The organism is Streptomyces sp. NPDC013187 (genome assembly GCF_042899705.1).
Classification (GTDB): domain Bacteria; phylum Actinomycetota; class Actinomycetes; order Streptomycetales; family Streptomycetaceae; genus Streptomyces; species Streptomyces hawaiiensis_A.
Genome location: NZ_JBIBAF010000023.1, coordinates 51,612 through 77,594, shown reverse-complemented (window position 1 = coordinate 77,594; position 25,983 = coordinate 51,612). Strand labels below are relative to the sequence as shown.

Annotated in this window: 27 protein-coding genes; 14 read left to right on the top strand and 13 right to left on the bottom strand. The window is 70.2% G+C overall.

Features of this window, described 5'->3' with window-relative positions:
* Positions 1-18 precede the first annotated feature (18 nt).
* Positions 19-519, top strand: coding sequence for a DinB family protein (locus ACFY5B_RS36125; protein ID WP_389978335.1), 501 nt, complete (start codon positions 19-21; stop codon positions 517-519).
* 135 nt (positions 520-654) lie between these two features.
* On the opposite strand, the gene argS is transcribed toward ACFY5B_RS36125, so the two are convergent.
* Positions 655-2,418 (bottom strand): arginine--tRNA ligase, encoded by a 1,764-nt coding sequence (gene argS / locus ACFY5B_RS36120; RefSeq protein ID WP_389978332.1) that lies wholly within the window; start codon positions 2,416-2,418, stop codon positions 655-657.
* 149 nt (positions 2,419-2,567) lie between these two features.
* Here argS and lysS point away from each other — a divergent pair, with 149 nt between their 5' ends.
* Entirely contained in the window at positions 2,568-4,316 is a 1,749-nt protein-coding gene (lysS, locus tag ACFY5B_RS36115) for a lysine--tRNA ligase (RefSeq protein ID WP_389978329.1), read from the top strand.
* A 121-nt stretch (positions 4,317-4,437) separates the two neighbouring features.
* Here the strand turns inward: lysS and ACFY5B_RS36110 are convergent, their stop codons facing one another.
* The 3 genes from ACFY5B_RS36110 to ACFY5B_RS36100 all read right to left on the bottom strand — a co-directional run bounded on the left by ACFY5B_RS36110 (position 4,438) and on the right by ACFY5B_RS36100 (position 7,707).
* Complete coding sequence (locus tag ACFY5B_RS36110; protein ID WP_389978326.1) at positions 4,438-5,778, bottom strand: DUF2637 domain-containing protein; 1,341 nt, start codon at positions 5,776-5,778, stop codon at positions 4,438-4,440.
* Between the two features lie 88 nt (positions 5,779-5,866).
* Complete coding sequence (locus tag ACFY5B_RS36105) at positions 5,867-6,769, bottom strand: DUF3558 family protein (protein ID WP_389978323.1); 903 nt, start codon at positions 6,767-6,769, stop codon at positions 5,867-5,869.
* Between the two features lie 119 nt (positions 6,770-6,888).
* A complete protein-coding gene (locus ACFY5B_RS36100) occupies positions 6,889-7,707 on the bottom strand; it encodes a DUF3558 domain-containing protein (RefSeq protein ID WP_389978320.1) in 819 nt (272 codons plus the stop codon).
* Positions 7,708-7,879: 172 nt separating this feature from the next.
* Here ACFY5B_RS36100 and ACFY5B_RS36095 point away from each other — a divergent pair, with 172 nt between their 5' ends.
* Positions 7,880-9,073 carry an RtcB family protein gene (locus tag ACFY5B_RS36095; RefSeq protein ID WP_389978317.1) on the top strand — a complete coding sequence of 398 codons (1,194 nt, stop codon included), beginning with the start codon at positions 7,880-7,882 and terminating at the stop codon, positions 9,071-9,073.
* A gap of 10 nt (positions 9,074-9,083) precedes the next feature.
* Here ACFY5B_RS36095 and ACFY5B_RS36090 read toward each other — a convergent pair whose 3' ends face one another.
* Positions 9,084-9,860, bottom strand: a complete 777-nt coding sequence (locus tag ACFY5B_RS36090; protein ID WP_389978314.1) for an SDR family NAD(P)-dependent oxidoreductase — start codon at positions 9,858-9,860, stop codon at positions 9,084-9,086.
* A 121-nt stretch (positions 9,861-9,981) separates the two neighbouring features.
* Here ACFY5B_RS36090 and ACFY5B_RS36085 point away from each other — a divergent pair, with 121 nt between their 5' ends.
* A complete protein-coding gene (locus tag ACFY5B_RS36085) occupies positions 9,982-10,419 on the top strand; it encodes a nuclear transport factor 2 family protein (protein WP_344467221.1) in 438 nt (145 codons plus the stop codon).
* A 36-nt stretch (positions 10,420-10,455) separates the two neighbouring features.
* Here the strand turns inward: ACFY5B_RS36085 and ACFY5B_RS36080 are convergent, their stop codons facing one another.
* On the bottom strand, positions 10,456-10,791 hold the full coding sequence (locus ACFY5B_RS36080; protein WP_389978310.1) for a YnfA family protein: 336 nt from the start codon (positions 10,789-10,791) through the stop codon (positions 10,456-10,458).
* A 297-nt stretch (positions 10,792-11,088) separates the two neighbouring features.
* Here ACFY5B_RS36080 and ACFY5B_RS36075 point away from each other — a divergent pair, with 297 nt between their 5' ends.
* The 3 genes from ACFY5B_RS36075 (at position 11,089) to ACFY5B_RS36065 (ending at position 14,421) form a co-directional block, all read left to right on the top strand.
* On the top strand, positions 11,089-12,165 hold the full coding sequence (locus tag ACFY5B_RS36075) for an LLM class flavin-dependent oxidoreductase (RefSeq protein WP_389978307.1): 1,077 nt from the start codon (positions 11,089-11,091) through the stop codon (positions 12,163-12,165).
* Positions 12,166-12,282: 117 nt separating this feature from the next.
* The gene (locus ACFY5B_RS36070; protein ID WP_389978304.1) at positions 12,283-13,002 is read left to right on the top strand and encodes a response regulator transcription factor; all 720 of its coding nucleotides are present in this window, start codon (positions 12,283-12,285) and stop codon (positions 13,000-13,002) included.
* Complete coding sequence (locus tag ACFY5B_RS36065) at positions 13,003-14,421, top strand: ATP-binding protein (protein ID WP_389978301.1); 1,419 nt, start codon at positions 13,003-13,005, stop codon at positions 14,419-14,421.
* Positions 14,422-14,495: 74 nt separating this feature from the next.
* Here the strand turns inward: ACFY5B_RS36065 and ACFY5B_RS36060 are convergent, their stop codons facing one another.
* The 3 genes from ACFY5B_RS36060 to ACFY5B_RS36050 all read right to left on the bottom strand — a co-directional run bounded on the left by ACFY5B_RS36060 (position 14,496) and on the right by ACFY5B_RS36050 (position 16,552).
* Complete coding sequence (locus ACFY5B_RS36060; RefSeq protein ID WP_389978298.1) at positions 14,496-15,296, bottom strand: GNAT family N-acetyltransferase; 801 nt, start codon at positions 15,294-15,296, stop codon at positions 14,496-14,498.
* 225 nt (positions 15,297-15,521) lie between these two features.
* On the bottom strand, positions 15,522-16,121 hold the full coding sequence (locus tag ACFY5B_RS36055) for a dihydrofolate reductase family protein (protein ID WP_389978295.1): 600 nt from the start codon (positions 16,119-16,121) through the stop codon (positions 15,522-15,524).
* Between the two features lie 41 nt (positions 16,122-16,162).
* Positions 16,163-16,552 carry a VOC family protein gene (locus tag ACFY5B_RS36050; protein ID WP_389978292.1) on the bottom strand — a complete coding sequence of 130 codons (390 nt, stop codon included), beginning with the start codon at positions 16,550-16,552 and terminating at the stop codon, positions 16,163-16,165.
* Positions 16,553-16,682: 130 nt separating this feature from the next.
* On the opposite strand from ACFY5B_RS36050, the gene ACFY5B_RS36045 reads away from it, so the two are divergent.
* Positions 16,683-17,360: a TetR/AcrR family transcriptional regulator gene (locus tag ACFY5B_RS36045; RefSeq protein WP_389978289.1), complete on the top strand. Its 678-nt coding sequence runs from the start codon at positions 16,683-16,685 to the stop codon at positions 17,358-17,360.
* A gap of 101 nt (positions 17,361-17,461) precedes the next feature.
* Here the strand turns inward: ACFY5B_RS36045 and ACFY5B_RS36040 are convergent, their stop codons facing one another.
* Together ACFY5B_RS36040 and ACFY5B_RS36035 are read right to left on the bottom strand one after the other, a co-directional pair.
* Positions 17,462-18,457, bottom strand: a complete 996-nt coding sequence (locus ACFY5B_RS36040; RefSeq protein ID WP_389978400.1) for an RNA polymerase sigma factor — start codon at positions 18,455-18,457, stop codon at positions 17,462-17,464.
* 365 nt (positions 18,458-18,822) lie between these two features.
* Entirely contained in the window at positions 18,823-19,716 is an 894-nt protein-coding gene (locus ACFY5B_RS36035) for a phosphorothioated DNA-binding restriction endonuclease (protein WP_389978286.1), read from the bottom strand.
* A gap of 26 nt (positions 19,717-19,742) precedes the next feature.
* Here ACFY5B_RS36035 and ACFY5B_RS36030 point away from each other — a divergent pair, with 26 nt between their 5' ends.
* A complete protein-coding gene (locus tag ACFY5B_RS36030; RefSeq protein WP_389978283.1) occupies positions 19,743-19,970 on the top strand; it encodes a hypothetical protein in 228 nt (75 codons plus the stop codon).
* 13 nt (positions 19,971-19,983) lie between these two features.
* Positions 19,984-20,664 carry an IMP cyclohydrolase gene (locus ACFY5B_RS36025; protein ID WP_389978280.1) on the top strand — a complete coding sequence of 227 codons (681 nt, stop codon included), beginning with the start codon at positions 19,984-19,986 and terminating at the stop codon, positions 20,662-20,664.
* 150 nt (positions 20,665-20,814) lie between these two features.
* Here the strand turns inward: ACFY5B_RS36025 and ACFY5B_RS36020 are convergent, their stop codons facing one another.
* Positions 20,815-21,252, bottom strand: a complete 438-nt coding sequence (locus ACFY5B_RS36020) for a hypothetical protein (RefSeq protein ID WP_003974483.1) — start codon at positions 21,250-21,252, stop codon at positions 20,815-20,817.
* Complete coding sequence (locus tag ACFY5B_RS36015; RefSeq protein WP_389978277.1) at positions 21,243-21,587, bottom strand: hypothetical protein; 345 nt, start codon at positions 21,585-21,587, stop codon at positions 21,243-21,245. Before ACFY5B_RS36015 ends, ACFY5B_RS36020 begins: the two co-directional genes overlap by 10 nt.
* Before the next feature lie 198 nt (positions 21,588-21,785).
* On the opposite strand from ACFY5B_RS36015, the gene hemL reads away from it, so the two are divergent.
* From hemL to ACFY5B_RS35995, 4 genes are all read left to right on the top strand, one after another.
* Positions 21,786-23,102 (top strand): glutamate-1-semialdehyde 2,1-aminomutase, encoded by a 1,317-nt coding sequence (hemL, locus tag ACFY5B_RS36010; protein ID WP_389978274.1) that lies wholly within the window; start codon positions 21,786-21,788, stop codon positions 23,100-23,102.
* Complete coding sequence (locus ACFY5B_RS36005; protein ID WP_389978272.1) at positions 23,099-23,797, top strand: histidine phosphatase family protein; 699 nt, start codon at positions 23,099-23,101, stop codon at positions 23,795-23,797. The genes hemL and ACFY5B_RS36005 overlap by 4 nt, the downstream gene beginning before the upstream one ends.
* 173 nt (positions 23,798-23,970) lie before the next feature.
* The gene (locus tag ACFY5B_RS36000; protein ID WP_389978269.1) at positions 23,971-25,266 is read left to right on the top strand and encodes a polysaccharide deacetylase family protein; all 1,296 of its coding nucleotides are present in this window, start codon (positions 23,971-23,973) and stop codon (positions 25,264-25,266) included.
* A 66-nt stretch (positions 25,267-25,332) separates the two neighbouring features.
* Positions 25,333-25,980 carry a TlpA family protein disulfide reductase gene (locus ACFY5B_RS35995; RefSeq protein WP_389978266.1) on the top strand — a complete coding sequence of 216 codons (648 nt, stop codon included), beginning with the start codon at positions 25,333-25,335 and terminating at the stop codon, positions 25,978-25,980.
* The last annotated feature ends 3 nt before the right edge of the window (positions 25,981-25,983 follow it).

Sequence of the window (25,983 nt, the reverse complement as noted above, 5' to 3'; positions counted from 1 at the left end):
CGCCCTACCGTTCGGGGCATGACCACTTCCTCGGAGAAGACGGACCTGCTGGCGGCGTTCGCGGAGCAGCGCGCCCTGCTGCTTCTCACCGTGCAGGGACTCACCGGCGCGCAGGCCGCGGAGCGTACGACCGTGAGCGAGCTGACCCTCGGCGGCATCGTGAAGCACCTGGCCCAGGGTCAGGAGACGTGGACGCAGATCATGACCAGGGCCGACGGTGAACTGCCCGACGGCATGCTGGACATGACGCAGTACCGGATGGCCGAGAGCGACACGCTCCCCGCACTGCTGGAGCGCTACGAGTCGGCCGCACGGGCCACCGAGGAGGCGGTGGCCGCGCTGCCGGACCTGGACGTGCGCGTGCCGCTGCCGCGCACGCCCTGGTCCCCGCCGGACCCCGGGCACTGGTCCGCGCGCCGGATCCTGCTGCACCTGATCAGGGAGACCGCCCAGCACGCCGGGCACGCGGACATCATCTGGGAGGCCCTGGACGGCGCGAACACCACAGCCCGGCGCTGACCCGGGGCGGCACCGGACCAGGGCGTCGAAGCACTCACGGCCCTCGCCCGTCGGTGCAGCAGTGCTTCCGTGACGCCCGAGGGCGGCACTCCACAGGGGAGTGCCGCCCTCGGGGCTGCCGGCCGGAACCCGGGCTCAGAGGCGCTCGGGTGTCCGGATGCCCAGCAGGTTCATGCCCTGGTGGAGCGTGCGGGCCGTGATGTCGCAGAGGAACAGACGGTTCTCGATCTGCTCGGGCGTCTCGGCCTTGAGGACCGGGCACTTGTCGTAGAACGTGGTGTACAGCGACGCCAGCTGGTACAGGTACGCCGCCAGCTTGTGCGGGGCGTACTCCGTCGCCGCCTCCGCCACCGTCGCCGCGAACGAGTCCGCGTGCAGGCCGAGCGCGCGCTCCGCCTCGTGCAGGTCCAGCTCGGGGTGCGCGGCCGGGCGGGCCTCGCCGGCCTTGCGCAGGATCGACTGGATACGGGCGTAGGCGTACTGGAGGTAGACGGAGGTGTCGCCGTTGAGCGAGACCATCTGGTCCAGGTCGAACTTGTAGTCGCGGTTCGCCGACGTCGACAGGTCCGCGTACTTCACCGCGCCGACGCCCACCTGGGCGCCCCGCTCGGCGATCTCCTCCTCGGAGAGGTCCTGGGCCTTCTCCCGGACGACGGCCGAGGCACGGTCGATCGCCTCGTCGAGGAGGTCGACCAGGCGGACGGTTTCGCCCTCACGGGTCTTGAACGGCTTGCCGTCCTTGCCGAGGACCGTGCCGAAGGCCAGCTGGTACGCCTTCACGTCGTCGTTCAGCCAGCCCGCCTTCCGGGCCGTCTCGAAGACCATCTTGAAGTGGAGCGACTGGCGGGCGTCCACGACGTAGACCAGGCTGTCGGCCTTGAGGTTGAAGACGCGGTCGCGGATGGCCGAGAGGTCGGTCGCCGCGTAGCCGTAGCCGCCGTCCGACTTCTGCACGATCAGCGGGACCGGATTGCCGTCCGGGCCCTTGATGTCGTCGAAGAAGACGCAGAGGGCGCCCTCGGAGCGGACCGCGACCCCCGACTCCTCCAGGAGGCGGCAGGTCTCGGCGAGCATGTCGTTGTAACCCGACTCGCCGACGATGTCCGCGTCGTGGATCTCCATGTCCAGCTTCTCGAAGACGGAGAAGAAGTAGATCTTCGACTCGTCGACGAACTTCTGCCACGTGGCCAGCGTCTGCGGGTCGCCCGCCTGGAGGTCCACCACCCGGCGCCGGGCGCGGGTCTTGAACTCCTCGTCGGAGTCGAACAGCTTGCGGGCGGCCTTGTAGAGGCGGTCGAGGTTCGACATCGCCTCTTCGCCGGATGCCTCGTCGGCCTTGTGGTCCAGCTCGTGCGGGTGCTCCTCCAGGTACTGGATGAGCATGCCGAACTGGGTGCCCCAGTCGCCGATGTGGTGACGCCGGACGACGGACTCGCCGGTGAACTCCAGCAGCTGCCTCACCGCGTCACCGATCACCGCGGAGCGCAGGTGGCCGACGTGCATCTCCTTGGCCACGTTCGGCTGGGCGTAGTCGATGACCGAGGTGCCCGGCCGCTCGGCCAGCGGCACGCCGAGGCGGCCGGTGTCGTCCGCGTAGCGCGCGGCGAGGGTCTCGGTGATCGCCCGGTCGGTGATCGTGACGTTCAGGAAGCCGGGGCCGGAGACCTCGACGTCCTTGATCAGCTCACCCGACTCGACCCGGGAGACGACCTGCGTGGCCAGCTCGCGCGGGTTGGCCTTCTCCTTCTTGGCGAGGGCCAGGATCCCGTTGGCCTGGAAGTCGGCCCGGTCGCTTCGTCGCAGCAGCGGGTCCGCGGAGCCGGCCTGCGGCAGAGCTGCCGACAGGGCCGCCGCGAGGCGCTGGTGGACGGAGTCGCTGAGGGACGTGACCGAGGCCATGGGCGAGGGTGCCGTTCTCCTAGGGGAAATCGATGGACCCGCCCAGTATCCCATGGGGGTAAAGCCGTTTTTCCGGGCGCGAGGTGGTCTGGGACAATGATGCGGTCAGCCGTGCGACCGTACCGGCTGCCCGATGCAGAAAGAAGGACGTGCCGATCGTGGCTCAGAGCACCGAGACCACCGACTGGGTCTCCCGTTTCGCGGATGAGGTCATCGAGGAGTCGGAGCGCCGGGCCCCGGGCAAACCCGTCGTCGTCGCGTCCGGACTCTCCCCGTCCGGCCCCATCCACCTCGGCAACCTGCGCGAGGTCATGACCCCGCACCTCGTCGCCGACGAGATCCGCCGCCGCGGCCACCAGGTGCGGCACCTGATCTCCTGGGACGACTACGACCGCTACCGCAAGGTGCCCGAGGGCATCCCCGGTGTCGACAAGGCGGAGTGGGCCGAGCACATCGGCAAGCCGCTGACGTCGGTGCCCGCACCCAAGGGCTCCTCGCACCCGAACTGGGCCGAGCACTTCAAGGCCGCGATGATCGAGTCGCTGGCCGAGCTGGGCGTGGAGTTCGACGGCATCAGCCAGACCGCGCAGTACACCTCCGGTGTGTACCGCGAGCAGATCCTGCACGCCATCAAGCACCGCGGCGACATCGACGCGATCCTCGACCAGTACCGCACGAAGAAGGCCCCGGCCAAGAAGCAGCAGGGGCAGAAGCCGGTCGACGAGGCCGAGCTGGAGGCCGCCGAGGGCTCCGGCGCGGCCGGTGAGGACGACGGCAGCTCCACCGCCGCCGGGTACTTCCCGTACAAGCCGTACTGCGGCAACTGCGAGAAGGACCTGACCACCGTCACCTCCTACGACGACGACTCCACCGAGCTGACCTACGCCTGCACCGCGTGCGGCTTTTCGGAGACGGTCCGGCTGAACGAGTTCAACCGCGGCAAGCTGGTCTGGAAGGTCGACTGGCCGATGCGGTGGGCGTACGAAGGGGTCGTGTTCGAGCCGAGCGGCGTCGACCACTCGTCCCCCGGGTCGTCGTTCCAGGTCGGCGGGCAGATCGTCGGGATCTTCGGCGGGAAGCAGCCGATCGGGCCGATGTACGCCTTCGTCGGCATCTCCGGCATGGCGAAGATGTCGTCCTCCAAGGGCGGTGTGCCCACCCCGGCCGACGCCCTGCAGATCATGGAGCCGCAGCTGCTGCGCTGGCTGTACGCCCGCCGCAGGCCCAACCAGTCCTTCAAGGTCGCCTTCGACCAGGAGATCCAGCGGCTCTACGACGAGTGGGACCGCCTGGACGCCAAGGTCGCCGACGGCAGCGCCCTGCCGGCCGACGTCGCCGCGCACTCCCGTGCGGTGCGCACGGCCGCCGGTGAGCTGCCCCGGACGGGCCGGCCGCTGCCGTACCGGACGCTGGCGTCCGTCGCGGACATCACCGCCGGGCACGAGGACCAGGCGCTGCGCATCCTCAGCGAGCTCGACCCCGAGCAGCCGCTGACCTCGCTCGACGAGGCGCGCCCGCGCTACGACAAGGCCGAGGCCTGGATCAACACGCACGTCCCGGCCGACCAGCGGACGATCGTGCGGGACGAGCCGGACGCCGAGCTGCTGAAGTCGCTCGACGAGCAGGGCCGCGAGTCGCTGCGGCTGCTGCTCGACGGGCTGGCCGATCACTGGTCGCTCGACGGGCTGACGCACCTGGTGTACGGCGTGCCGAAGGTGCAGGCCGGGTTCCCCGCCGACGCCACGCCGAAGGAGCTGCCGCCGGAGATCAAGACCGCCCAGCGGTCGTTCTTCGCGCTGCTGTACCACCTGCTGGTGGGCCGGGACACCGGGCCGCGGCTGCCCACGCTGCTGCTGGCGGTCGGGCAGGACCGGGTGCGGGCGCTGCTCGCGGTGTAGCGGAGCCGTCGCCGTGACGACGGAAAAGGGGCCCTCGGGTGAGGGCCCCTTTTCCGTGTGCGGGTGCGTGTGCGGGTGCGGGTGCGGGTTCTGAGCCTGTGCGTGCTGATGCGGAAGTGGGTCAGGCGATGTGCTCGTCCGTCAGCTCTGCGTTGAGACGGTTGGAGAATCGGTTCACCATGCGCTTGGACTCGGCCTCTTCCAGGGTGACGCCGTACGTCGCCTCGACGTCGGCGATGAACCCGCGTGGGGTGGGAGCGCCGTTCCCGCTCTTTATCGACTCGCGGAAGATCTGGTAGTACGCCTCCTCGTCCGGCTCCGGAGTGGGGGGTGTGCCGCCGCCGTCCCCCAGTTCGCGGGTGCGGTTGGGGCCCACCGGGATCGGGAAGCCGCCGGTGTCCTCCGGGGAGAAGGTCTCCTGCGAGGGGGCGAGGTGCTGCTCGGCCTGCGGGGGCTCGGCGATCCACTGGGCGTACTGGTCGGGGTCGAAGGCCGGGTCGTAGCCGCCCTGGTACTCGACCTCGCGAGGGGTGTTGAACCAGGGGCTCTGGTCCGGTTCGGATTCGTGGCCGGGCCGCTGTGCCTGCGGGTTGCCGTCGAGCTCCGGACGCTGCCCGCCGTGGGGTGCCGCCGCGCCCACCGATTCCGCCGCCCCGGCGGCGCGAGCGCCCGCGGCGAGGGCGGCGTCCGCGGCGAGGGCGGCGTCCGCGGCGAGCGTCTTCGGTTCCGCCGCGTCCAACGCCTGCTGCGGAGGCGGCGGTATCAAGGCCGGCTCTATCCCTGCCGCCGCCAGCCCCGCCGGAGCCGTCTCCGCCAACGGCACCCCGTACTTCGCCAGCCGCAGCGGCATCAGCGACTCCACCGGCGCCTTCCTGCGCCACGCCCGCCCGAACCGGGACCGCAGCCGCGCCTGGTAGACCAGCCGCTCCTGCTCCAGCTTGATGACCTGCTCGTAGGAGCGGAGCTCCCAGAGCTTCATACGGCGCCACAGGAGGAACGTGGGGACGGGGGAGAGCAGCCAGCGGGTGAGCCGGACACCCTCCATGTGCTTGTCGGCCGTGATGTCGGCGATCCGGCCGATCGCGTGCCGGGCCGCCTCGACCGAGACCACGAACAGCACCGGTATCACCGCGTGCATGCCCACACCGAGCGGATCCGGCCACGCGGCCGCGCCGTTGAAGGCGATCGTCGCCGCCGTCAGCAGCCAGGCCGTCTGACGCAGGAGGGGGAACGGGATCCTGATCCAGGTGAGGAGCAGATCCAGGGCCAGCAGGACGCAGATGCCCGCGTCGATGCCGATCGGGAAGACGTAGGAGAAGTTCCCGAAGCCCTTCTTGAGGGCCAACTCGCGGACCGCCGCGTACGAACCGGCGAAGCCGATACCGGCGATGATCACGGCGCCGGCCACGACCACGCCGATGAGAACGCGGTGCATCCGAGTCAGCTGCAGTGGCGCGGCCACCCGTACTCCCCTCCCCTTGCGTGTTGTTGCGCGCAACAGGGTGGCACATGTGTACGGGGAACGGGTGGCCGGATCCCGTCGGGCCTGCTCAGCTCTTCGAAGCGGGCTTCTTCGACGGCGAGGCCGAGGCGTCCTCCGAGGACTCGTCCGACGCCTCCTTGGAGGCGGACTTCGACGGCGACTTCGACGGCTTCGACGACTCCGACGCGGCTCCGGACGGGGCGCCGCCCGCCGTGCCGCCGCCCTTGCCGTTCGCGGTCGACACCGCCTCCACGGCCTCCTTGACGGCGTTCTTCGCGTCCTTCAGCAGGTCGCCCTCGTCCGGCGTCTTGTCGCCGGCCAGACCGGCGCCGTTGTAGTCGAGCGTGACCACGACGTTCTCCACGCGCGCCACGATCGTCTGCTGCTTGAAGGTGCCTTCCTTCTTCTTCAGGTCGTAGTGCACGGCCGTCGCCTGGTCGCCCGTACCGGCCACCGGCTCCGACTTGACGCCCTTCGCGCCCTCGGCGGCCTGGGCCTCCTGGACCTGCTTCTCGTAGTACTCCTGGGCCAGCTTGTCGGCCGGGCCACGGGTGACGTCCGACTCGAAGCGCAGCATCGACACGTTCAGCCAGCGGAACTGCGAGCCCTTCACGCCGTTGTTGTCGAGGCTGTTCCAGGAGCAGCTGGCACGCGTCGAGATGTCGTCCGACTTGCCCTCCTTGCCGGACTTGCTCTTCGGCGCGAGGTCCTTCAGCGTCTTCTTCGAGAGCGCCTTGCACGGCTCCGGAAGCTTGTCGTACGCCGCCGCCTCCACCGTCGGTGACGGGCTCGCCGACGCCGACGCCGCGGCCTTGGCGGCCTTGTCCGTGCTGTCGCCGGAGCCGGAGTCCGAGGAGCAGCCGGCGGCGACCAGCATCACGGGGACGGCGGCCGCGCAGACAAGGACGCGGTTGAGGCGCTTCGCTCGCTGGTCTCGCTCTACTCGTCGCTGCATGGTTCCTTCACTCATGACGCTCGTGGTTCCCTGCGGTCGGAACGGGTCCGAATGGTCACCGTACGCGGTGAGGCAGCGGCGTGTTCTTCCTTCGCGTGCTTTGCGGGTGGGCGTGAAGAGGCCGTGAAGGGGCCTCAGTCGCCCAGCGAATCCGCCAGCTGGGAGGCCAGTTTCTGCGCCCTGTCCTGCATTTCCTTGCTGTCCGGGACGACACCGACGGTCGCCGGCTGCTCCGCGTACTCGATGGTCACGATGACGTTGGACGTGCGGAACGCCACAGTCACGGTCCGCTGCTTGGCCGTCGAACCGGAACTGTTCAGCCCGTCGTCGAGGAAGGCCTCGTCGCCGAGGTCCTCCAGCACCCGCGGCCGCAGATCGGTCGGGGTCGCGGAAGGGGGAGCCGAGGGCGAGGAGGAGCCGGAGGGGGCCGGGGAGCCGCTCGGCGACGCGGCCGCACCGCCCGCCGGGGTGCTGCCGGATGCCGCCGTCTCGGTGGCCGTCGGCTCGGGCAGGTGGGCCGAGGCCTCCCGCTCCGCGAAGAGCTGCTCGGCCTGGCTGTCGTCGCTGACGGCGTTGTCGTAGGAGACGACGCGCTCGAAGTCGATCAGCAGATGGTCGGTGGCCGTCGGGGAGTCCACCTTCCAGCGGCAGCCGACCTTGCGGTCGGTGTCGAAGGTGCTCGTCGGCTCGCCCTCGTAGGCCTGGTCGCGCTGCTCCTGGTCGCTGATCTGCCGGATGCCGGGGAGGAGTTCGTCGAGCGTGCTCTCGCCGACCTCGGCGCAGGGCTCGGGCAGGGTGCGGTAGCGGCCGGGCTCGGCGGCGGGAGATGCCGTGCCGGTGTCGCCGGGGTTGGAGTCGTCCGTCGGGCCGTCGTCGGCCGAGCCGCCGGTGCAGCCGGCCAGTACCGCTGCGAGGAGCACGGCGATCCCGGGTACCCACGCCTTCCGTCGCACGTGGTGGCTCCTCTCGACACGGAATATTGGCTTGCCGCCGTACAGCGGGCGATGGACACAATGTGTATCGCACGCACTGCCGTGGACGCCGGTCCGATTTCCTTTTCGTCGACCTTGGCTCCGGTATTTGCTGTTGAAGACTTCTGTTCGTTTACGGGGGATTGAGGGCGTTATGTCGTACGTAGAGATACCGGGCGCGAAGGTACCGATCCGGATGTGGACCGACCCGGCGTCGGTCGAGGAGGGCGCGCTCCAGCAGCTGCGGAACGTCGCCACGCTGCCGTGGATCAAGGGCCTCGCGGTCATGCCCGACGTGCACTACGGCAAGGGCGCGACGGTCGGTTCGGTCATCGCCATGCAGGGTGCGGTGTGCCCGGCGGCGGTGGGTGTGGACATCGGCTGCGGAATGTCGGCGGTGAAGACGTCCCTGACGGCGAACGACCTGCCGGGCGATCTGTCCCGGCTGCGGTCGAGGATCGAGCAGGTGATTCCGGTGGGCCGGGGGATGCATGACGACCCGGTGGATCCGGGGCGGTTCCACGGAATGGCCACTGCCGGGTGGGACGACTTCTGGTCGCGGTTCGGTGGGGTGGCGGAGGCGGTCAAGTTCCGTCAGGAACGTGCCACCAAGCAGATGGGAACGCTCGGCGGGGGCAACCATTTTGTCGAAGTGTGCACGGATACAACCGGTTCTGTCTGGCTGATGCTGCACTCCGGTTCCCGGAACATCGGCAAGGAGCTCGCCGAGCACCACATCGGCGTGGCCCAGAAGCTCCCGCACAACCAGGACCTGGTCGACCGCGACCTCGCGGTGTTCGTCGCGGACACCCCGCAGATGGCGGCCTACCGAAACGACCTGTTCTGGGCGCAGGAGTACGCGAAGCACAACCGCTCGATCATGATGGCGCTCCTCAAGGACGTGATCCGCAAGGAGTTCAAGAAGGCAAAGCCCACCTTCGAGCCGGAGATCAGCGCGCACCACAACTACGTGGCCGAGGAGCGCTACGACGGGATGGATCTGCTCGTGACCCGCAAGGGCGCGATCCGGGCCGGTTCCGGGGAGTACGGGATCATCCCCGGCTCCATGGGCACGGGTTCGTACATCGTGAAGGGCCTCGGCAACGCCAAGTCCTTCAACTCGGCCTCGCACGGCGCGGGCCGGCGCATGAGCCGCAACGCGGCCAAGCGCCGGTTCACCACGAAGGACCTGGAGCAGCAGACCCAGGGTGTGGAGTGCCGCAAGGACTCCGGCGTCGTGGACGAGATCCCGGGCGCATACAAGCCGATCGAGCAGGTCATCGACCAGCAGCGCGACCTGGTGGAGGTCGTGGCGCGGATCAAGCAGGTCGTCTGCGTGAAGGGCTGACCGGCAGCCTCTACAGCTCCCGGTGCACCTTCGTGTTCGACGCCTGGGCGCGGGGGCGCAGGACCAGGAGGTCGACGTTGACGTGGGCGGGGCGGGTGACCGCCCACGTGATCGTGTCGGCCACGTCGTCGGCCGTGAGGGGCTCGGCGACGCCCTGGTAGACCTTGGCGGCCTTGGCCTCGTCGCCGCCGAAGCGGGTCAGGGCGAACTCGTCCGTCTTGACCATGCCGGGGGCGATCTCGATGACGCGGACCGGCTGTCCGACGATCTCCAGGCGCAGGGTCTCGGCGAGGACGTGGGCGCCGTGCTTGGCGGCGACGTAGCCTCCGCCGCCCTCGTAGGTGCCGTGGCCGGCGGTGGAGGAGACGACCACGACCGTGCCGTCGCCGCTCGCGATCAGCTTGGGCAGCAGGGCCTGGGTGAGGTTGAGGGTGCCGAGGACGTTCGTCTCGTACATCCGGCGCCAGTCGTCCGGGTCGCCGGTGGCGACCGGGTCGGCGCCGAGCGCGCCGCCCGCGTTGTTGACCAGCACGCCGATCGTCTTGAAGGCCGTGGCGAAATCGTCGACCGCCGCGCGGTCCGTGACGTCGAGGGCGTACGCCGTGGCCTGGTGGCCCGCCGTGTTGATCTCCTCGGCCAGGGCCTCGATGCGGTCCTTGCGGCGCGCGGTGAGGACGACGCGGTAGCCCGCCGCGGCGAGCTGCCGGGCCGTGGCGGCGCCGATTCCGCTGCTCGCACCCGTGACGACGGCGATGCGGGAGGCTGCGGACGGGGCGGCGGTGGCCATGGGGGCTCCTCGGGCGTGGGGGTGCGGGGCGGGCGGTGCGCAGGCGCTTCCGGCCAGGATAGGTGGGCCCGGCGGTGGGAGAATGAGGCTGGGTGGTCCCCTGTTCTCCCGGAGGTGGATCATGGGTGAGGCGCGTGAGGTCATGGACCGGCTCACGGACGCGGTCACCGGACACGCCGATCTGAAGGTCATCGCCGATCTGTACGCCGAGGACGCGGTCGCCTTCACTCCCGACGAGGGTGAGCTGCGCGGACGCGACGCCATCGTCGAGTACTGGCGGACCATGACGGAGGCGGTTCCCGAGGCGACGTTCCAGACGCTGCACTCCTACGAGGCCGGTGACACGGCGATCGACGAGGGCGTCTACCGCGGCCGGAACACCGGGCCGCTGGAGCTGCCCAACGGGGAGACGCTGCCGCCGACGCAGAAGGAGGTCAGGATCCGCGGGGTGGACATCGCCACCGTGAAGGACGGGCGGATCGTCGACTACCGGCTGTACTTCGACGAGATGGACTTCCTGGGGCAGTTGGGCCTGCTCCCGCCCGACGAGCCGTTCTGAGTTCCCCCGACCGTTCCGAGCCGCCCGAGGGCCTGGTCAGTTTCCTCGCGGGGCGTACATGATGACGGCCATGCCCGCGAGGCAGACCAGTGCGCCCGTGATGTCCCAGCGGTCCGGGCGGTAGCCGTCCGCGACCACGCCCCACAGGATCGAACCGGCGACGAAGATCCCGCCGTACGCGGCGAGGACGCGGCCGAAGTGTGCGTCGGGCTGGAACGTCGCGACGAAGCCGTAGGCGCCGAGGGCGAGGACGCCGCCCGCTGCCCAGAGCCAGCCCTTGTGCTCGCGTAGGCCCTGCCAGACCAGCCACGCGCCGCCGATCTCCAGCAGGGCGGCGAGGACGAAGAGGGCGGCGGAGCGGAGTACGGACATGGCGGCCAGCTTCGCATGCCCGCTGTGCCCTGGTCGTGCCGCCGGTGTCAGTCGTCCTGGGTCTGACGCCGTCAAGGCGCATGCCCGGCTCGACGGGGGTGGTGTACGGGGCGGCTGGTGCTCGTGCCGTGACATCCGGGCCGGGTCCCGGGGGCCGGCCCGGGCCCTCGGGACGGCCACGAGGTCCCGCCCGGACCCTGCGGCGCCGGCCGCGGCGGCCGCTCCCGGGAACAGCCCCACGGAGCCGTTCGTTCCCAGGTATGGTTGAACGGTAAACAACCTGGAGGGTGAGCGAGCATGCAGTTCGGAATCTTCAGCGTCGGCGACGTCACGCCCGACCCCACCACCGGCCGGACGCCCACGGAGCGCGAACGCATCAAGGCCATGGTCGCCATCGCGCTGAAGGCCGAGGAGGTGGGCCTCGACGTCTTCGCCACCGGTGAGCACCACAACCCGCCCTTCGTGCCCTCGTCCCCCACGACGATGCTCGGCTACGTCGCGGCCCGCACCGAGCGGCTGATCCTCTCCACGGCCACGACCTTGATCACCACCAACGACCCGGTGAAGATCGCCGAGGACTTCGCGATGCTCCAGCACCTGGCCGACGGCCGGGTGGACCTGATGCTGGGCCGCGGTAACACCGGCCCGGTCTACCCCTGGTTCGGGCAGGACATCCGGCAGGGCATCAACCTCGCCGTCGAGAACTACGCCCTGCTCCACCGCCTCTGGCGCGAGGACGTCGTCGACTGGGAGGGGAAGTTCCGCACCCCCCTGCAGGGCTTCACGGCCACGCCCCGCCCGCTGGACGGCGTACCGCCCTTCGTCTGGCACGGGTCGATCCGCTCCCCGGAGATCGCCGAGCAGGCCGCGTTCTACGGCGACGGCTTCTTCCACAACAACATCTTCTGGCCGGCCGACCACACCAAGCGCATGGTCGAGCTGTACCGCGAGCGGTACGCCCACTACGGCCACGGCACTCCCGAGCAGGCGATCGTCGGCCTCGGCGGGCACGTGTTCATGCGGAAGAACGCCCAGGACGCGGTGCGCGAGTTCCGTCCCTACTTCGACGTCGCCCCGGTGTACGGGCACGGGCCGTCGCTGGAGGACTTCACGGAGCAGACGCCCCTGACCGTCGGCTCCCCGCAGCAGGTCGTCGAGAAGACCCTGGCCTTCCGCGAGTACGCCGGCGACTACCAGCGCCAGCTGTTCCTGATCGACCACGCCGGGCTGCCGCTCAAGACCGTGCTGGAGCAGATCGACCTGCTCGGCGAGGAGGTCGTGCCGGTGCTGCGCAAGGAGTTCGCCGTGGACCGCCCGGCGGACGTCCCGGACGCCCCGACGCACGCGGCCCGGCTCGCCCGGGGCCGAGGGTGAGGGGACGGTAGGGCCCGGCTCCGAGGTTGCCCGGCCGCTGGTGAGAGGGGAGTAAGAAGGACGCCCCGGCGCAGCGCATACGGCCTGGGGAGCCGGGCGGCTTGGCACACTGGACGCGTGCCCCACACCGTGCTGCTCGCCGAAGACGACCGCGCCATCCGCAACGCCCTGGAGCGGGCCCTGACCCTGGAGGGCTACCAGGTCATGGCGGTCGCCGACGGGGTCGAGGCGCTGGCGCAGGCCCACCGCAACCGTCCGGACGTGCTCGTCCTGGACGTGATGATGCCCGGCATCGACGGGCTCCAGGTCTGCCGGGTGCTGCGCGCCGAGGGCGACCGGACGCCCGTGCTGATGCTGACGGCCCTCGTGGAGACCGCCGACCGGATCGCCGGGCTGGACGCGGGCGCCGACGACTACGTGGTCAAGCCCTTCGACGTGGAGGAGGTCTTCGCCCGGCTGCGCGCCCTGCTGCGCCGCACCAGCCCGGTGGGGGCCGGGAGCGCACCCGCGGCCGAGGCGCCCCGGCCGCTCCCGGAGCGGTTCATCGACGCCGCCGGCATCCGCATGGACCCGCAGGCCCGCCGGGCCTGGCGGGGTGCGCGCGAGCTGGAGCTGACCCGCACCGAGTTCGAGCTGCTGGAGCTGCTGGTGCGCAACGCGGGCATCGTCCTCGACCACTCGACGATCTACGACCGCATCTGGGGCTACGACTTCGGGCCCGGCTCGAAGAACCTCGCCGTCTACGTCGGGTATCTGCGCCGCAAGCTCGACGAGCCGGACGCGCCGCAGCTGATCCACACGGTGCGCGGCGTGGGTTACGTGCTGCGGGAGGACTGAGTGGGCCGCCTCCGCCGCCTGGCCGCCGGGCGGCGGCCGAAGCTCGTGTCGCTGCGCACCACGTTCGCGGTGTCGTTCGCGGCGGTGACGGCGGCCGTGGCGGTCCTCGTCGGCATCCTGTCCTACAGCGCCGCCGCCCGGCTGGTGCGGGTGGACCAGCAGACGGTGTTCGACGAGGTCGTGCAGGATCTGCGCGACGAGGTGCGGCAGAACCACATGACGCCCGGTGACTTCTCGTCCGCCGCGCCCGGCCATGACCTCGTACGGCCCGCCCGCACGGACGTGCAGGTCCTCGGGCCGGACGGGCACGTCGTCGACCCGGGCAGTCCGGGACTGCCGGTCACCGCCACCGACGCGCGGATCGCCGCCGCGGCCGACTCCGGTCAGGTGGCCGAGCACAAGGACGTCGACGTGGGCAACGACGTCTACCGCGTCGCCACCGTCTCCCTCGGCGACGGCCGGGGCGCGGTGCAGGTCGCCCAGGAGTTCAGCGACGTCGAGGACCTGCTGCGCGCGCTCCAGCAGCGGACGCTGCTGCTGATGGCCGCCGTGGTGATCGGCGCCGGACTGTTCGGCTGGTGGCTGGCCCGGCGGATCACGCGCCGCCTGGTCGTGCTGACCGACGCCGCCGAGGACGTCGCCCGCACCCGCCGGCTGGGCATCCAGGTGCCCGTGGCCGGCCATGACGAGGTGGGCCGCCTCGGCCGGGCCTTCGACCGCATGCTGGGCCGGCTCGCGCAGTCCGAGGAGGACCAGCGCCGCCTGGTCCAGGACGCGGGCCACGAGCTGCGCACGCCGCTGACCTCGCTGCGCACCAACATCTCCCTGCTGCGCCGGATCGACGAGCTCCCGCCGAAGGCGCGCGAGGAGCTGGTCGCCGACCTGGGCCAGGAGGCCCGGGAGCTGACCGACCTGGTCAACGAGCTGGTGGATCTGGCGGCCGGGCAGTCCGACACCGAGCCGCCGCGGCGGGTGGACGTCGCCGGCATCGCCGAGGAGGTCGCGGGGGCGGCCCGGCGCCGCAGCGGCCGGGAGATCGTGCTGCGCGCGAGCGGCGACACCACGACCGACGGACGGCCCGGGATGCTGACCCGGGCGCTGTCCAACCTCGTCGAGAACGCCGTCAAGTTCGACCAGGGCGGCCGGGCCCCCATCGAGATCGTCGTCTCGGGGCCCGCCCGGCCCGGCCGGATCCGGGTCGAGGTCCTCGACCGGGGCCCGGGCATCGCCGAGCGCGACCTCACCCGGGTCTTCGACCGCTTCTACCGCGCCGCCGACGCCCGCTCCCTGCCGGGCTCCGGCCTGGGCCTGTCCATCGTCCGCGAGGTGGCCCTCGCCCACGGGGGAACACCGTTCGCGTTCCGGCGGGAAGGGGGCGGGACGGTCACCGGGTTCACGGTGGGCGGGGGGATCGACTGACACGGCGGCGGGCCCGCGACGGGTGTCTGCCGGTCCCGAGCGGGATGGTGCGCGGCGATCGGTCCAGGGACGGGTCAGTCAGCCAGGGCGTAGAAGCCGATCGGCGAGTTCGGCCGGAATCCGATCCGCGGGTACACGGGCGCCCCGGCGGCGGTCGCGTGCAGTGTCGCCCGGCTCAGGCCGGTGGCCCGGGCGCCCTCGTACAGCGCCTTGCGCGTCACGGCCTCCCCGTACCCTCGCCGCTCCCACGCCGGATCGGTGGCGACGAGTACGACGAAGAGCCGCCCGTCCGCCTCGACGGAGGCCGCACAGGTCACGGGGACCCCGTCGCGCAGCCCCAGATAGGCGAACACCCCGCTCTTCCACAGCGAGGACCCGGCGAGCCCGTCCCGCCCGTCCTCGAGCGGGAACCCGTAGGCGCGCGAGTTGATGTCCGCGTACGCCCGCAGCAGTGCGTCGCTGTCCACGCGTACGAAGGTCAGCTCGGGGTGGACGGGTTCGGGAACCGGCAGCAGATCTCCCGCCATGCCGGTGCCGGGGAAGGCGTACCGCAGGCCCGCCTGCTCGGCGGCCGCTCCGAGCGCGGTCTGCGCCTGGTCGTCGAGCAGGGCCTCGAAGACCCACAGGAACCCGGGGTGGGACTTCGAGCGCATGATCTCGGCGGCTTCGGTCAGCCGCTGCTTCAGCACCCCGGCGTCCGCACCGACGTCCGTCAGGGTCACGCAGTTCCAGAAGGCGAACCGGCAGTCGGCCCACCGCACGGCGATGCCCGGCAGGTCCCGCACATCGGCTTGCGGGTCCCGGTCGAGCACCATGGTCCGCCACACCGTGGCGAGCTGTTCCACCGATTCGATCGCGTCCGCGAGATCACGCACGGGGTCCCCCTCAGGTCACCGACTGCTGCCGCACCGGTCCTGCCCGTTCGGGGCCCGACTCATCCCCCCCCGCCCGGTTCGACCGGCCGAGGCAGCCGAACAAGACCCCGCCACGCGTAGGCCTGACGCGGTGTCCCGCCCGACGGCCCGCCCAGCCCCCTGTCCCCGACCGGCGCGGACGTCTCAGGGGGCTGCAGCGAGGTCGGCCGGGTCTTGACGGAGGCTTCAGTTCCCGGGCGCGCGCCCGTAGGTGACGATGGCCGCGCCGCTGTCGAGCACGGTGTGGTCGGTGAGTTCCCAGCCGCGCGGATCGAAGGCGGCCTTGGGGGAGAAGAGCGGGATTCCGGCGCCGATGGTCAACGGTGCCATCTTGAGGACGAGCTGGTCGATCTCGCCGTACAGGGCACCGGCCAGCTCCGCGCCGCCCAGCAGCCAGATGTCCTTGCCGTCCTCCTGCTTCAACTGCCGCACCTTCTCCACGGCGTTGTCGGCGACCAGTTCGACGGCAGGGGCCGGGGCCTCGGCGAGGGTCCGGGAGAAGACCAGGTGACGCAGGTGGGGGTAGGCGTCGTCGATGCCGGCCTTGAGGCCGATCTCGTAGCTGCGCCGTCCTTCCAGGACGGTGTCGAAGCGCGTGCCCTCCGCGGTGACGGACAGGGCCGCCCGGGCCTGGACGGGCAAGGTCTCGGGGTACTCCGTCACAAGGTGCTGGATGTAGTCCCCAGGGATCGGCCAGAAGCCGTCCGGGCCCGTGGGGTCGGCGCCGTCCGGGCCCGCGATGAAACCGTCCAGCGTGGTGGCGATGTAGTACACGAGCTTTCGCATGCGGTGCTCTCTCTTCCGGGTCTGCTGGATGGGTGAGGGGCTCAGGAGTGGTCCGGTGTGGCCCATTCGACGAGCTGGACGACGACGCCGTTGGGGTCGGTGACCTGGAACAGGCGCTCTCCCCATGGCTCTTCGCGCAGGGGCATCGTGATGTCGACGCCTTCGGAACGCAGTCGTCTCTCCTCGGCTTCGAGGCCGGTGACGGTGAAGGCGAGGATCAGTCCGCCGGCGTGCCGGTCGCGCTGGTCGGCGGGCAGGACGTCGGTGCCCCTTTGCAGCAGGACGATATCGACGGCGGCATCGTCGCGGGTGAGGGAGGCGAATCCTTCGGCCGCGGCCTGTTCCCGGTAGCCGAAGTGCGCGGTGAAGAAACTGCGGGAGGCCGCGATGTCTTCGACGGTGAGGGAGACGGTGGAGGCAGTGATCCTCAAGTGGGTTCCTTGTCCGGGCTGTGAGGTCGGGGTGATGGCCCCTGGGAACTGATCTTACGTCGGTAGTAAGATTACTACCATGCACCCGCTGCTGTAAACGTACTTTTACCACCGGAGTAAGATTCCCCTCATGGAAACCGAGACGAGCGCCGCGGAGAGTGCCGCCACAGCAGGGGCCTCCGCCCCGCTGGGCCTGCGGGAAGCGAAGAAGCAGGAGACGCGACAGCTGATCTCCGACCACGCGACACGGCTCTTCATCGAGCAGGGCTTCGAGAACACCACCATCGCCGAGATCGCAGCGGCTTCCCGCGTCGCGAAGAAGACGGTGACCAACTACTTCGCGCGCAAAGAGGACTTGGCCCTCGACCACCAGGACGAGTTCGCAGCCGCGCCGGCGCGGGTCGTGACGTCACGCCGCCCGGGGGAGTCCGCCCTCGCGGCGCTGCGCCGTGCCTTCGAGGCCGCCGTCGCGGCGCAGGACCCGGTCGCCGGATTCGCCGGCCCCGACTTCTCCCGCATGATCGCCGACAGCCCCACTCTGTCGGCGTGCCTGCGCAGCCTGCACGACCAGCGCGAACTCCTGCTGGCCGAAGCCCTCGCCGAGGCCGTCGGTGCGCAGCCGGGCGACATCACCGTCCGCACGGTCGCCGGCCTCCTCGGCGCCGTGCACCGCGTCCTGTTCCAGCGCATCCAGGACCTGACCCTGGCCGGGCACACCAACGACGAGATCGCCCGGACGATCGCGCAGGAGGCGGCACACGCCTTCGACCTCCTCGAACCGGCCGTCGGTGACTATGCGATCGCCTGAGGCCTCCCGCGAGGCCGGGCCGCCCACGCGAGGAGGCCGTCGCGCACGCCGTCTCGGGGCGCGGACCGCATCACACGTGCCCGGACGGAACAGGGCACATGTCAACGGCGCAGCCCGAGAGCCCCGCCCGGTGCTACTGAATGGCCGACGGGGTTTCCCCTGCTCATGTGCCCCGGAAGTGCCCTCGTGGCCGCCTGGGTCTGAGTGCGCCCGTACACCTGCGGCTCCGGGAGGCGGGTGAGGGTCCGTGGGAAGCCGTACGGATCTTCCTCCTCCGGCAGGTCGTCGTCGGACCTTGCTGCCCGTCGAGGTGAATTCCGAGGGACTGCCCCACTGAGGTGGCCGGGCGAACGCGCCTCCCGGATCCGGTCCATGAGGGGACGTGGCGCGAAGGTTCCTCCCTCCTCGATGGCCCGCCGACGGCGCGACCACAAGCTCCTCACCAAGCGGACGGAGCCGAGGAGGAGCAGGCAGCCAACGGCCAGGTAGATCCACGTCGAGGTGGGCGGCATCTGCGGCGGACGCCCCTGGGGGCTGCCCGCCGGGGGCTGCATGGCCCTCAGGAGACGGCTCCCTTTGAGGGACAGCACGATGATCCCCGTCACGAGCAGGGCGGCCAGATGGATCCGGAGTGCGGCCACGGCCCGCACGACATGGGTGGCGACCGTCCCCGGCTTCTTCTTCATGGCCTCGGCCGTCTCCGCCTGGGTGTAGTCCAGTGCTTTGGTCGCCCACACCGCAGTCCTCTGCTGAGGAGGCGAGTCGTACAGGGCCTTGTAGACCGCCAGGCGATTGGCCACCAGATCGCTGAAGTCCGCGATGTGCACGTCCGGCGCTTGCGTCGTGACGACGGGTGCCACGGCCGGGGCCGCCCGCCGTGCGTACTGCCGACTCGCAGCTCGTACGTCGCTGCGGATCACAGCGTAGAGGTAGGCACGGGGTTCGCGGATCTGTGCCGGGGCGCGCAGGGCCTTGGCGAACGCGGTCTGTACGACGTCCTCTGCGGACAGCGCGGATTCCGGCAGCCGCTCGTCGGCCAGCAGCCGGCGGGCATACGCTTGCATTTCCCCGAGATGATCCTGGTACAGGACTCCCATGGCCTCGGCAGACACTTCGCCGGAATCACTGGTCACGGTTCTTCCCCCACCCGCGGGCATGCCTGGCGCCCCCGCAGTCATCCCCTTGCCCACGTCGAGCCCGAATCACAGCCGCCCTGCCCTGCGCTCGGTTGCGGTAGGACACGCTGTCCACCCACCCCTTCAGGCTCGGCGCCAGGACGATGACGATGGACAACAACGCGCCCGCAATCTCCACGGAACACCTCCTCGAAACCGGGACCGCGCTCTGCCCTGTCGCCCAGGGCCGCGGCCTTACATGTCTGAAGAGGTTCGGCAAGCCCGATCTCATGACACGGCCGGAGGTTTTTTTACTCCGTCCCCTGCGAAGCTCTGGCGGTTTCGGTTCAGGTCTGCGCTGCGGGGCGTGGATCGCCATGAAAGACCTGACGGGTGTGCCAGGAGCGGTGGCCGGCAGCGACAGGGCGTGAGCCCGGTTGTGGGCCGAGGAGCGGACGCCCCGCAAGCGCTGTGACCTGGCCCCGGGCGGCGGGGCTGTGGCCGACGAAGCGCTGCGAGACCAGGATGCGGTGACCGTCATCCACGCCGAGGACGCCCTTGTCGAAGAGTTTGTGATGCAGCGAGCACAGGCAGAGCCCGTTGTCGACGTCGTCAGGTCCGTCGAAGGCCCACCAACGGACGTGTGCGGCCTCCAGTCCCACCGGAACGGTGCCGATCCTGCCGTCGTAACCGCAGAACGCGCACCGGTACTCGTAAGCGGTCAGCACCAGCTCACGCATGCGCCGGTCACGCTGCCTCCGGGCTGCGGAAAGCCGCTCGGTCGCCGCCGGTTCCAGATCCAGACCGACTGCTTCACACAGCTCGCTGTGGAGCGAGGGAGGGAAATGCAGTTCGAGTAACGCCCGTGCCACCCGGTGCAGCAGCAGTGGTTCGCGCCTCAGAGCATCCCTGAGCTCCGGGACAAGTCGTCCGGTGGCACCCGATTCCCGGAGATCCCGTGGGCCACTGCCCGGACTCCCATGGCCATGGGCGGTACGGACTTCCCATACACCGTCACTGATCAGATGGTGGAAAGGGTAGGCAGGCGTGGTCCTGTTGGGCGGTCCGTACTCGGCCAGCAGTCGCAGCAGGTCCTTCTCCACCGCGCTGTACCGCAATTCACTGTCGGCGTCCTCTTGGAACCGGCCGAGAGCGTAGAGCAGCAGCAGAGGCTTGTGGGGTGCCCGTGCCCCGTTTCTGGTCCACTGCCTCAACTTCGCGGTGCGCTCCAACCAGTCCATGCGCAGCGATCGTAGTGACGGCGGGTGTGCTCGACTCCGGTCGCTACGTCACGGCCGTCAACGAACTGTGCGACCACATACCGGCCTTGCCTCCCGAGCTGCTGCGCCCCGTCGTCGACGAGGCTGGGCACGAGGTGGTCGGTGTGTTCGTCCTCCTGGACCGCCGCCAAGGCGCCGCCGAAGCGCTCGCGCGCTCTGGTGTGATACTCACCCCGCTCTTCCGTTTGGCAGATCTCGTACCGAGTCGAACCTGAAAGGCGCTGGCGCATGACCACGATCCTGGAAGCCCTTCGAGACAACCCCTATCCCGGCCGACTCATTTTGCTGGCACGCACCTTGAACGAGGAACTGACCGCCGGCTACGCACTCACCGGACGGAGTGAGGCATCCCGTGCTCGTCGGTTGGAACACACCACGTCCGGTGAGCTGAACGTGGTGCCGGTCGGCGCCACGGGCCACGACAGCCTGCGGCACTACTCCGCCGCGACCGCGGACGAGCGATGGGCCGTCTATGGCAACGGGGAACAGGTGACTGAGGTTGCTGCTCGGCTGGCGAAGGGCCTTGCGCCCGGCAGCGCGTTGGAGGACCTCAGCTACGAGCCGGACCCGCCGATCTACACGCCGCGGATCACCGCAGTCGTGGACCGCGTCGGTCAGCGGTCCTGGTTCGGCGCGGCACGCCGTCCGGAGGGTGAGCGGGAGAGCGCGGACACCACCGTTGTCGCGCTGGGCAATCTGGCTCCAGGCCAGGCGGTGGTGCTCAGCACCTACCAGTCGGATGGAGACACCATTTCGACAGCCCGGCGCCACCTGGAGGTGAGCACTGACGCCCAGGACGCGGACGCGCTGTTGGAGGGCCTGTGGGCGGCGCTGGACCCGCGCTTCGTGGTCGCCGCGACCGCTTTCGCACCGATCACAGGCGTCCAGGGACCCACTCGCCATGCGTGACTCGATTGAATGACACCGCACTGGTGGGAGCCGATGCGCTGCACCGGCCAGCCGCAGTCGTAAGGCGATCGATGATGCTTTCCGGGAACCGGAGTCGGTACACGCGAAGGGCGGGGTCCGAAAACCCCGCCTAACCCATGAAACCCCAGCTCAGGGCCACACCAGGCAATACGGCTGATGCCCCGCCTCATGCAGCCGGTGCGAGAAGTCCTGCCACTCGTGCAGCAGTTGGTAGACGTTGAACGCGTCCCGGGGGCCGCCGCGGTCCGGGACCGTCGACCAGATGAAGGCCGCCGCGCCGACCGCCTCCTCGCCGATGCCGCGCAGGGGGTCGACGACCGTCATGGGGAGTTTGACCACGGCGTAGTCGGGGTGCAGGACGACGAGCTCCAGGGGCGGGACCTTGTGCAGGGGGACGCCCTCGATGCCCGTGAGGACCATCGCCGCCATGGTCTCCGGCTTGATCTTCGTGAACATGCCGTTCATGCCGAGCTCGTCACCGCCGAGCTCCTCGGGGCGCATCGAGATCGGGACGCGGGCCGCAGTCGCACCGTCGGGCGCGCCGAAGTACTTGTACGTCACCCCCACCCGACCACCATTCCCGCTGCTCCCGGCCCGAAGATCATCGACCTGACGTTCAGGAAGATCGTCCACCTGACGTTCAGTACGTCCGGCGGCCCGCTCCGGTTCACTCGCTGAACCCTGTGTCCGACGCGGTTCCTGAGCGTCCTCCGCCTCGCGCCGGTGTCGTCCCCGCCGGGCACGTCGAGGACCCAGGTCATCGGTCCCCTCGCCCAGTCCGCCACCGCGATGCATATCTCCACCCGACTGCTTTCCCAGAACGCGTCGCCCCCGCCGCGCAACCCGATCATCGTGTCAGTGACCTCCCCCACGGCCGCCCGCCGAAACGTGCGCTGAAACAACTGTCCGCAGGATGTCCGCAGCCTCCGACCACGCCGGGCCGTGCGAGCTGTGTGTATCAGGGTCCAGTCTCGCAGACGACGGCGACCCCGGGGTCGGTTGTCCCGCGCCCCGCCCGCCCGCGCCCCTGGCCTACCCTGAACAGGTCACTGGCACCCGGAGCCCGACAGCGTCGGAGAAGGTCGGAGAAGTCGCAGGTCATGAGTGAACTGGCATATCCGTATGAAGCACCGGCCTCGCAGGCTCTGTTCGACCGCGCGGCGGCCGTCACGCCCGGCGGCGTGAACTCACCGGTGCGGGCCTTCCGAGCCGTCGGCGGCACGCCGCGGTTCATGGTGTCCGGCACCGGCCCCTATCTGACCGACGCCGACGGCAGGGAATACGTCGACCTCGTGTGCTCCTGGGGGCCCATGATCCTCGGGCACTCCCACCCCGAGGTGATCGCCGCCGTGCAGGACGCCGTCTCCCGCGGCACGTCCTTCGGTACGCCCGGTGAGGGCGAGGTCGCGCTCGCCGAGGAGATGGTCGCCCGTGTCGCGCCGCTGGAGCAGGTGCGGCTCGTATCCAGCGGCACCGAGGCGACCATGTCCGCGATCCGGCTCGCCCGCGGCTTCACCCGGCGCACCAAGGTGATCAAGTTCGCCGGGTGCTACCACGGGCACGTCGACTCGCTGCTCGCCGCGGCCGGCAGCGGCGTCGCCACCTTCGCGCTGCCCGACACCCCGGGTGTCACCAGCGCCCAGGCCGGCGACACGATCGTGCTGCCGTACAACGACCTCGACGCCGTACGCGAGGCCTTCCTGGCCCACCCCGGCGAGGTCGCCTGCGTGATCACCGAGGCCTCCCCGGGCAACATGGGCGTCGTACCGCCCGCCGACGGGTTCAACCAGGGCCTGAAGGACCTCTGCGCCGAGAACGGCGCGCTCTACATCTCCGACGAGGTCATGACCGGCTTCCGGACCAGCCGGGCCGGGTGGTTCGGGGTCGACGGCGTCGTCCCGGACCTGATGACCTTCGGCAAGGTCATGGGCGGCGGCTTCCCCGCGGCGGCCTTCGGCGGGCGCGCGGACGTCATGGCCCACCTCGCCCCGGCCGGGCCCGTCTACCAGGCCGGCACCCTCTCCGGTAACCCCGTCGCCACCGCCGCCGGGCTCGCCCAGCTGAGGCTCCTCGACGACGCCGCCTACGCCAAGGTCGACGCGGTGTCGAAGCAGATCCAGGGCCTGGTCACCGACGCCCTGACCAAGGAGGGCGTGGCGCACACGCTCCAGAACGCCTCCAACATGTTCTCGGTGTTCTTCACGGACCGGCCGGTGCGCAACTACGAGGACGCCAAGACGCAGGAGTCCTTCCGCTTCACCGCGTTCTTCCACTCGCTGCTCGCCGACGGCGTCTACCTGCCGCCGTCCTCCTTCGAGTCCTGGTTCGTGTCCACCGCGCACGACGAGCGGGCCGTGCAGCGGATCGCCGACGCCCTTCCGGCGGCGGCCCGGGCGGCTGCGGAGGCCACGGCATGAGCGACCAGCGGAACAACAGCGCCGAGGACATCACCGTCGTCCACGTCATGCGGCACGGCGAGGTCGCCAACCCGGACGGCATCCTCTACGGCCGCCTCCCCGGCTACCACCTCTCCGACCTGGGGCGCCGCATGGCCGACCGGGTCGCCGAGCACCTGTCCGGCCGCGATGTGACGCACGTCGTCGCCTCGCCGCTGGAGCGTGCGCAGGAGACGGCCGAGCCGATCGCCAAGGCGCATGGGCTGGACCTGGCGACCGACGAGCGGCTGATCGAGGCCGACAACATCTTCCAGGGCAAGACCTTCGGTGTCGGGGACGGGGCGCTGCGCAACCCCGGCAACTGGAAGCACCTGGTCAACCCGTTCCGGCCGTCCTGGGGCGAGCCGTACGTCGACCAGGTCGTCCGCATGATGAGCGCGCTGAGCGCGGCGAAGGACAAGGCCCGCGGGCACGAGGCGGTCGTGGTCAGCCACCAGCTGCCCATCTGGATCGTCCGGTCCTACGTCGAGCGCCGCCGCCTCTGGCACGACCCGCGCAAGCGCCAGTGCACGCTGGCGTCGCTGACGACGTTCACGTATCGCGGCGACCGGATCGTCTCCGTCGGCTACAGCGAGCCGGCCCGCGATCTCGTCCCGGCCCATCTCCTCGCCGGTGCCAGGCCGGTGAAGGGGCAGGCCAAGGCCTTCGGGGCGTAATTTCCCGGACCCGCCTACAGGGGGCGTTCGGCAGGCACGCAAAGCCTTTCGTTCGCCCCCTTATGAGCGCTTACGACTGCTTCGTTACGGAATCTGCGCATTTGAGCGGAACCCCGTTCTTCGTCACGGCCTCTGACTGGGTGACCAGCACGACGTGACGAATCGGGGATGCCATGCGCGCTCTCTCCCGCAGGGGAATGCTCGGACTCGGCGCGGGAGCCGCCGCCGTCTCACTCGCCGGATGCGGCGGGCTCACGGGCTCGGACGACTCCGGCCACGCCGACGGTTCCGGCGGCGACTCCGTCCAGGGCGGATCGAAGCCGAAGCCGAAGCCCACCGCCCGCCCCATCGGCGACGGATCCACCAGCCACACCGGCAAGCAGCCCCACCAGCCCGCCAGGCCCGAGCCGCTGGAGCCGGGGCAGACCCCGCCCCAGTTCGTGGTGTTCTCCTGGGACGGCGCCGGCGAGGTCGGCAACGGCCTCTTCCCGCGCTTCCTGGACCTCGCCAAGGAGCACGGCGCGAGTATGACCTTCTTCCTGTCCGGGCTGTACCTGCTGCCCGAGTCGAAGAAGCGCCTGTACAACCCGCCGAACAACCCGCGCGGTGCCTCCGACATCGGCTACCTCACCGACGACCACGTCAAGGCGACCCTGAAGAACGTCCGCCGGGCCTGGCTGGAGGGCCACGAGATCGGCACCCACTTCAACGGGCACTTCTGCGGCGAGTCCCACGGCTCGGTCAAGAACTGGACGCCCCGGCAGTGGCGCAGCGAGATCGACCAGGCGAAGTCCTTCGTGAAGGAGTGGCGCACCAACACCGGGTGGACCGACCTGCCGTCGCTGCCGTTCGACTACGACAAGGAACTCGTCGGCGGCCGTACGCCCTGCCTGCTCGGCCAGGACAACCTGCTGCCCACCGCCCGCGAACTCGGCTGGCGCTACGACGCCTCCTCGCCCGGCGGCCTCCAGGTCTGGCCGGCGAAGAAGCAGGGGATCTGGGACCTGCCCCTCCAGCAGATACCTTTCCCCGGCCGCGGCTTCGAGGTCCTGTCGATGGACTACAACATGCTCGCCAACCAGTCCCTCGCGACCACGAAGGCACCCGCCCACAACTACCCGGGCTGGCGCAAGCAGTCGGCGCAGGCGTACATCCAGGGATTCAAGCGGGCATACGAGACAAACCGGGCACCCCTCTTCATAGGCAACCACTTCGAGCAGTGGAACGGCGGCATCTACATGGACGCCGTCGAAGAGGCCTTCAAGCACATCGCCCGCGAGAAGGAGAAGGGCGCGGATGTGCGTCTCGTCTCGTTCCGGCAGTTCACCGACTGGCTCGACGTGCAGAAGCCCGAGGTGCTCGACAAGCTCCGTACCCTCGGGGTCGGGCAGCAGCCGGCCGGTGGCTGGCGGGAGTTCACCGGCAAGGCCTCCACGTCCGGCGGAGACGCCTCGAAGAACGCCGCCTGAAATGCGGTTTTCCGCCCGCAAGGGGGGTGGGCGAGACCCCCAGAACGGGCATGCGAAACTTTTCACATGAGTGCCGACAGCGCCCCCCAGCGTTCGAACCGCACGACCCGTGCCACCGAGCGCACCCGCCGTGTCCGCCGCAGCGCCGCCCTGACCGCGGGTCTCGCCGCGACCGCGCTGCTCGTCTCCGCGTGCGGCTCCGGCGGCACCTCCGGCGGGGGCGGCAACACCAACTTCGTCACCGGCACCGACGGCGTCGCCACGGTCGCCGAGGGCAAGCGCACTCAGGCACCCGACCTGTCCGGCAAGACCATCGCGGGCAAGACCCTCGACGTCGCCGACTACAAGGGCAAGGTCGTCGTCCTCAACGTCTGGGGTTCCTGGTGCAACCCCTGCCGCGCCGAGGCCAAGTACTTCGCGAAGGTCTCCAAGGACTACGCGGACAAGGGCGTGCAGTTCGTCGGCATCAACACCCGCGACACCTCCACCGGCGCCGCCCTCGCCTTCGAGAAGGACTGGGGCATCACCTACCCCAGCCTCTACGACCCGACCGGCAAGCTGCTGCTGCGCTTCAAGAAGGGCACGCTCAACCCGCAGGCGATCCCCTCCACGCTCATCCTCGACCGGGACGGCAAGATCGCGGCCCGCTCCCTGTCCGCGCTCAGCGAGGAACGGCTGCTGAAGATGCTCAAGCCCGTCGTCGCCGAGAAGTGAGCG

Coding starts and splice junctions, on each gene's coding strand:
- ACFY5B_RS36045 (WP_389978289.1), top strand. CDS start 16,683: ATGGAAACCGAGACGAGCGCCGCGGAGAGTGCCGCCACAGCAGGGGCC.
- ACFY5B_RS36080 (WP_389978310.1), bottom strand. CDS start 10,791: ATGTCCGTACTCCGCTCCGCCGCCCTCTTCGTCCTCGCCGCCCTGCTG.
- ACFY5B_RS36005 (WP_389978272.1), top strand. CDS start 23,099: ATGAGCGACCAGCGGAACAACAGCGCCGAGGACATCACCGTCGTCCAC.
- ACFY5B_RS36025 (WP_389978280.1), top strand. CDS start 19,984: ATGACCACGATCCTGGAAGCCCTTCGAGACAACCCCTATCCCGGCCGA.
- ACFY5B_RS36000 (WP_389978269.1), top strand. CDS start 23,971: ATGCGCGCTCTCTCCCGCAGGGGAATGCTCGGACTCGGCGCGGGAGCC.
- ACFY5B_RS36085 (WP_344467221.1), top strand. CDS start 9,982: ATGGGTGAGGCGCGTGAGGTCATGGACCGGCTCACGGACGCGGTCACC.
- ACFY5B_RS36055 (WP_389978295.1), bottom strand. CDS start 16,121: ATGCGAAAGCTCGTGTACTACATCGCCACCACGCTGGACGGTTTCATC.
- argS (WP_389978332.1), bottom strand. CDS start 2,418: ATGGCCTCGGTCACGTCCCTCAGCGACTCCGTCCACCAGCGCCTCGCG.
- ACFY5B_RS36090 (WP_389978314.1), bottom strand. CDS start 9,860: ATGGCCACCGCCGCCCCGTCCGCAGCCTCCCGCATCGCCGTCGTCACG.
- ACFY5B_RS35995 (WP_389978266.1), top strand. CDS start 25,333: ATGAGTGCCGACAGCGCCCCCCAGCGTTCGAACCGCACGACCCGTGCC.
- ACFY5B_RS36095 (WP_389978317.1), top strand. CDS start 7,880: ATGTCGTACGTAGAGATACCGGGCGCGAAGGTACCGATCCGGATGTGG.
- ACFY5B_RS36035 (WP_389978286.1), bottom strand. CDS start 19,716: ATGGACTGGTTGGAGCGCACCGCGAAGTTGAGGCAGTGGACCAGAAAC.
- ACFY5B_RS36125 (WP_389978335.1), top strand. CDS start 19: ATGACCACTTCCTCGGAGAAGACGGACCTGCTGGCGGCGTTCGCGGAG.
- ACFY5B_RS36075 (WP_389978307.1), top strand. CDS start 11,089: ATGCAGTTCGGAATCTTCAGCGTCGGCGACGTCACGCCCGACCCCACC.
- ACFY5B_RS36040 (WP_389978400.1), bottom strand. CDS start 18,457: ATGGGAGTCCTGTACCAGGATCATCTCGGGGAAATGCAAGCGTATGCC.
- ACFY5B_RS36105 (WP_389978323.1), bottom strand. CDS start 6,769: ATGAGTGAAGGAACCATGCAGCGACGAGTAGAGCGAGACCAGCGAGCG.
- hemL (WP_389978274.1), top strand. CDS start 21,786: ATGAGTGAACTGGCATATCCGTATGAAGCACCGGCCTCGCAGGCTCTG.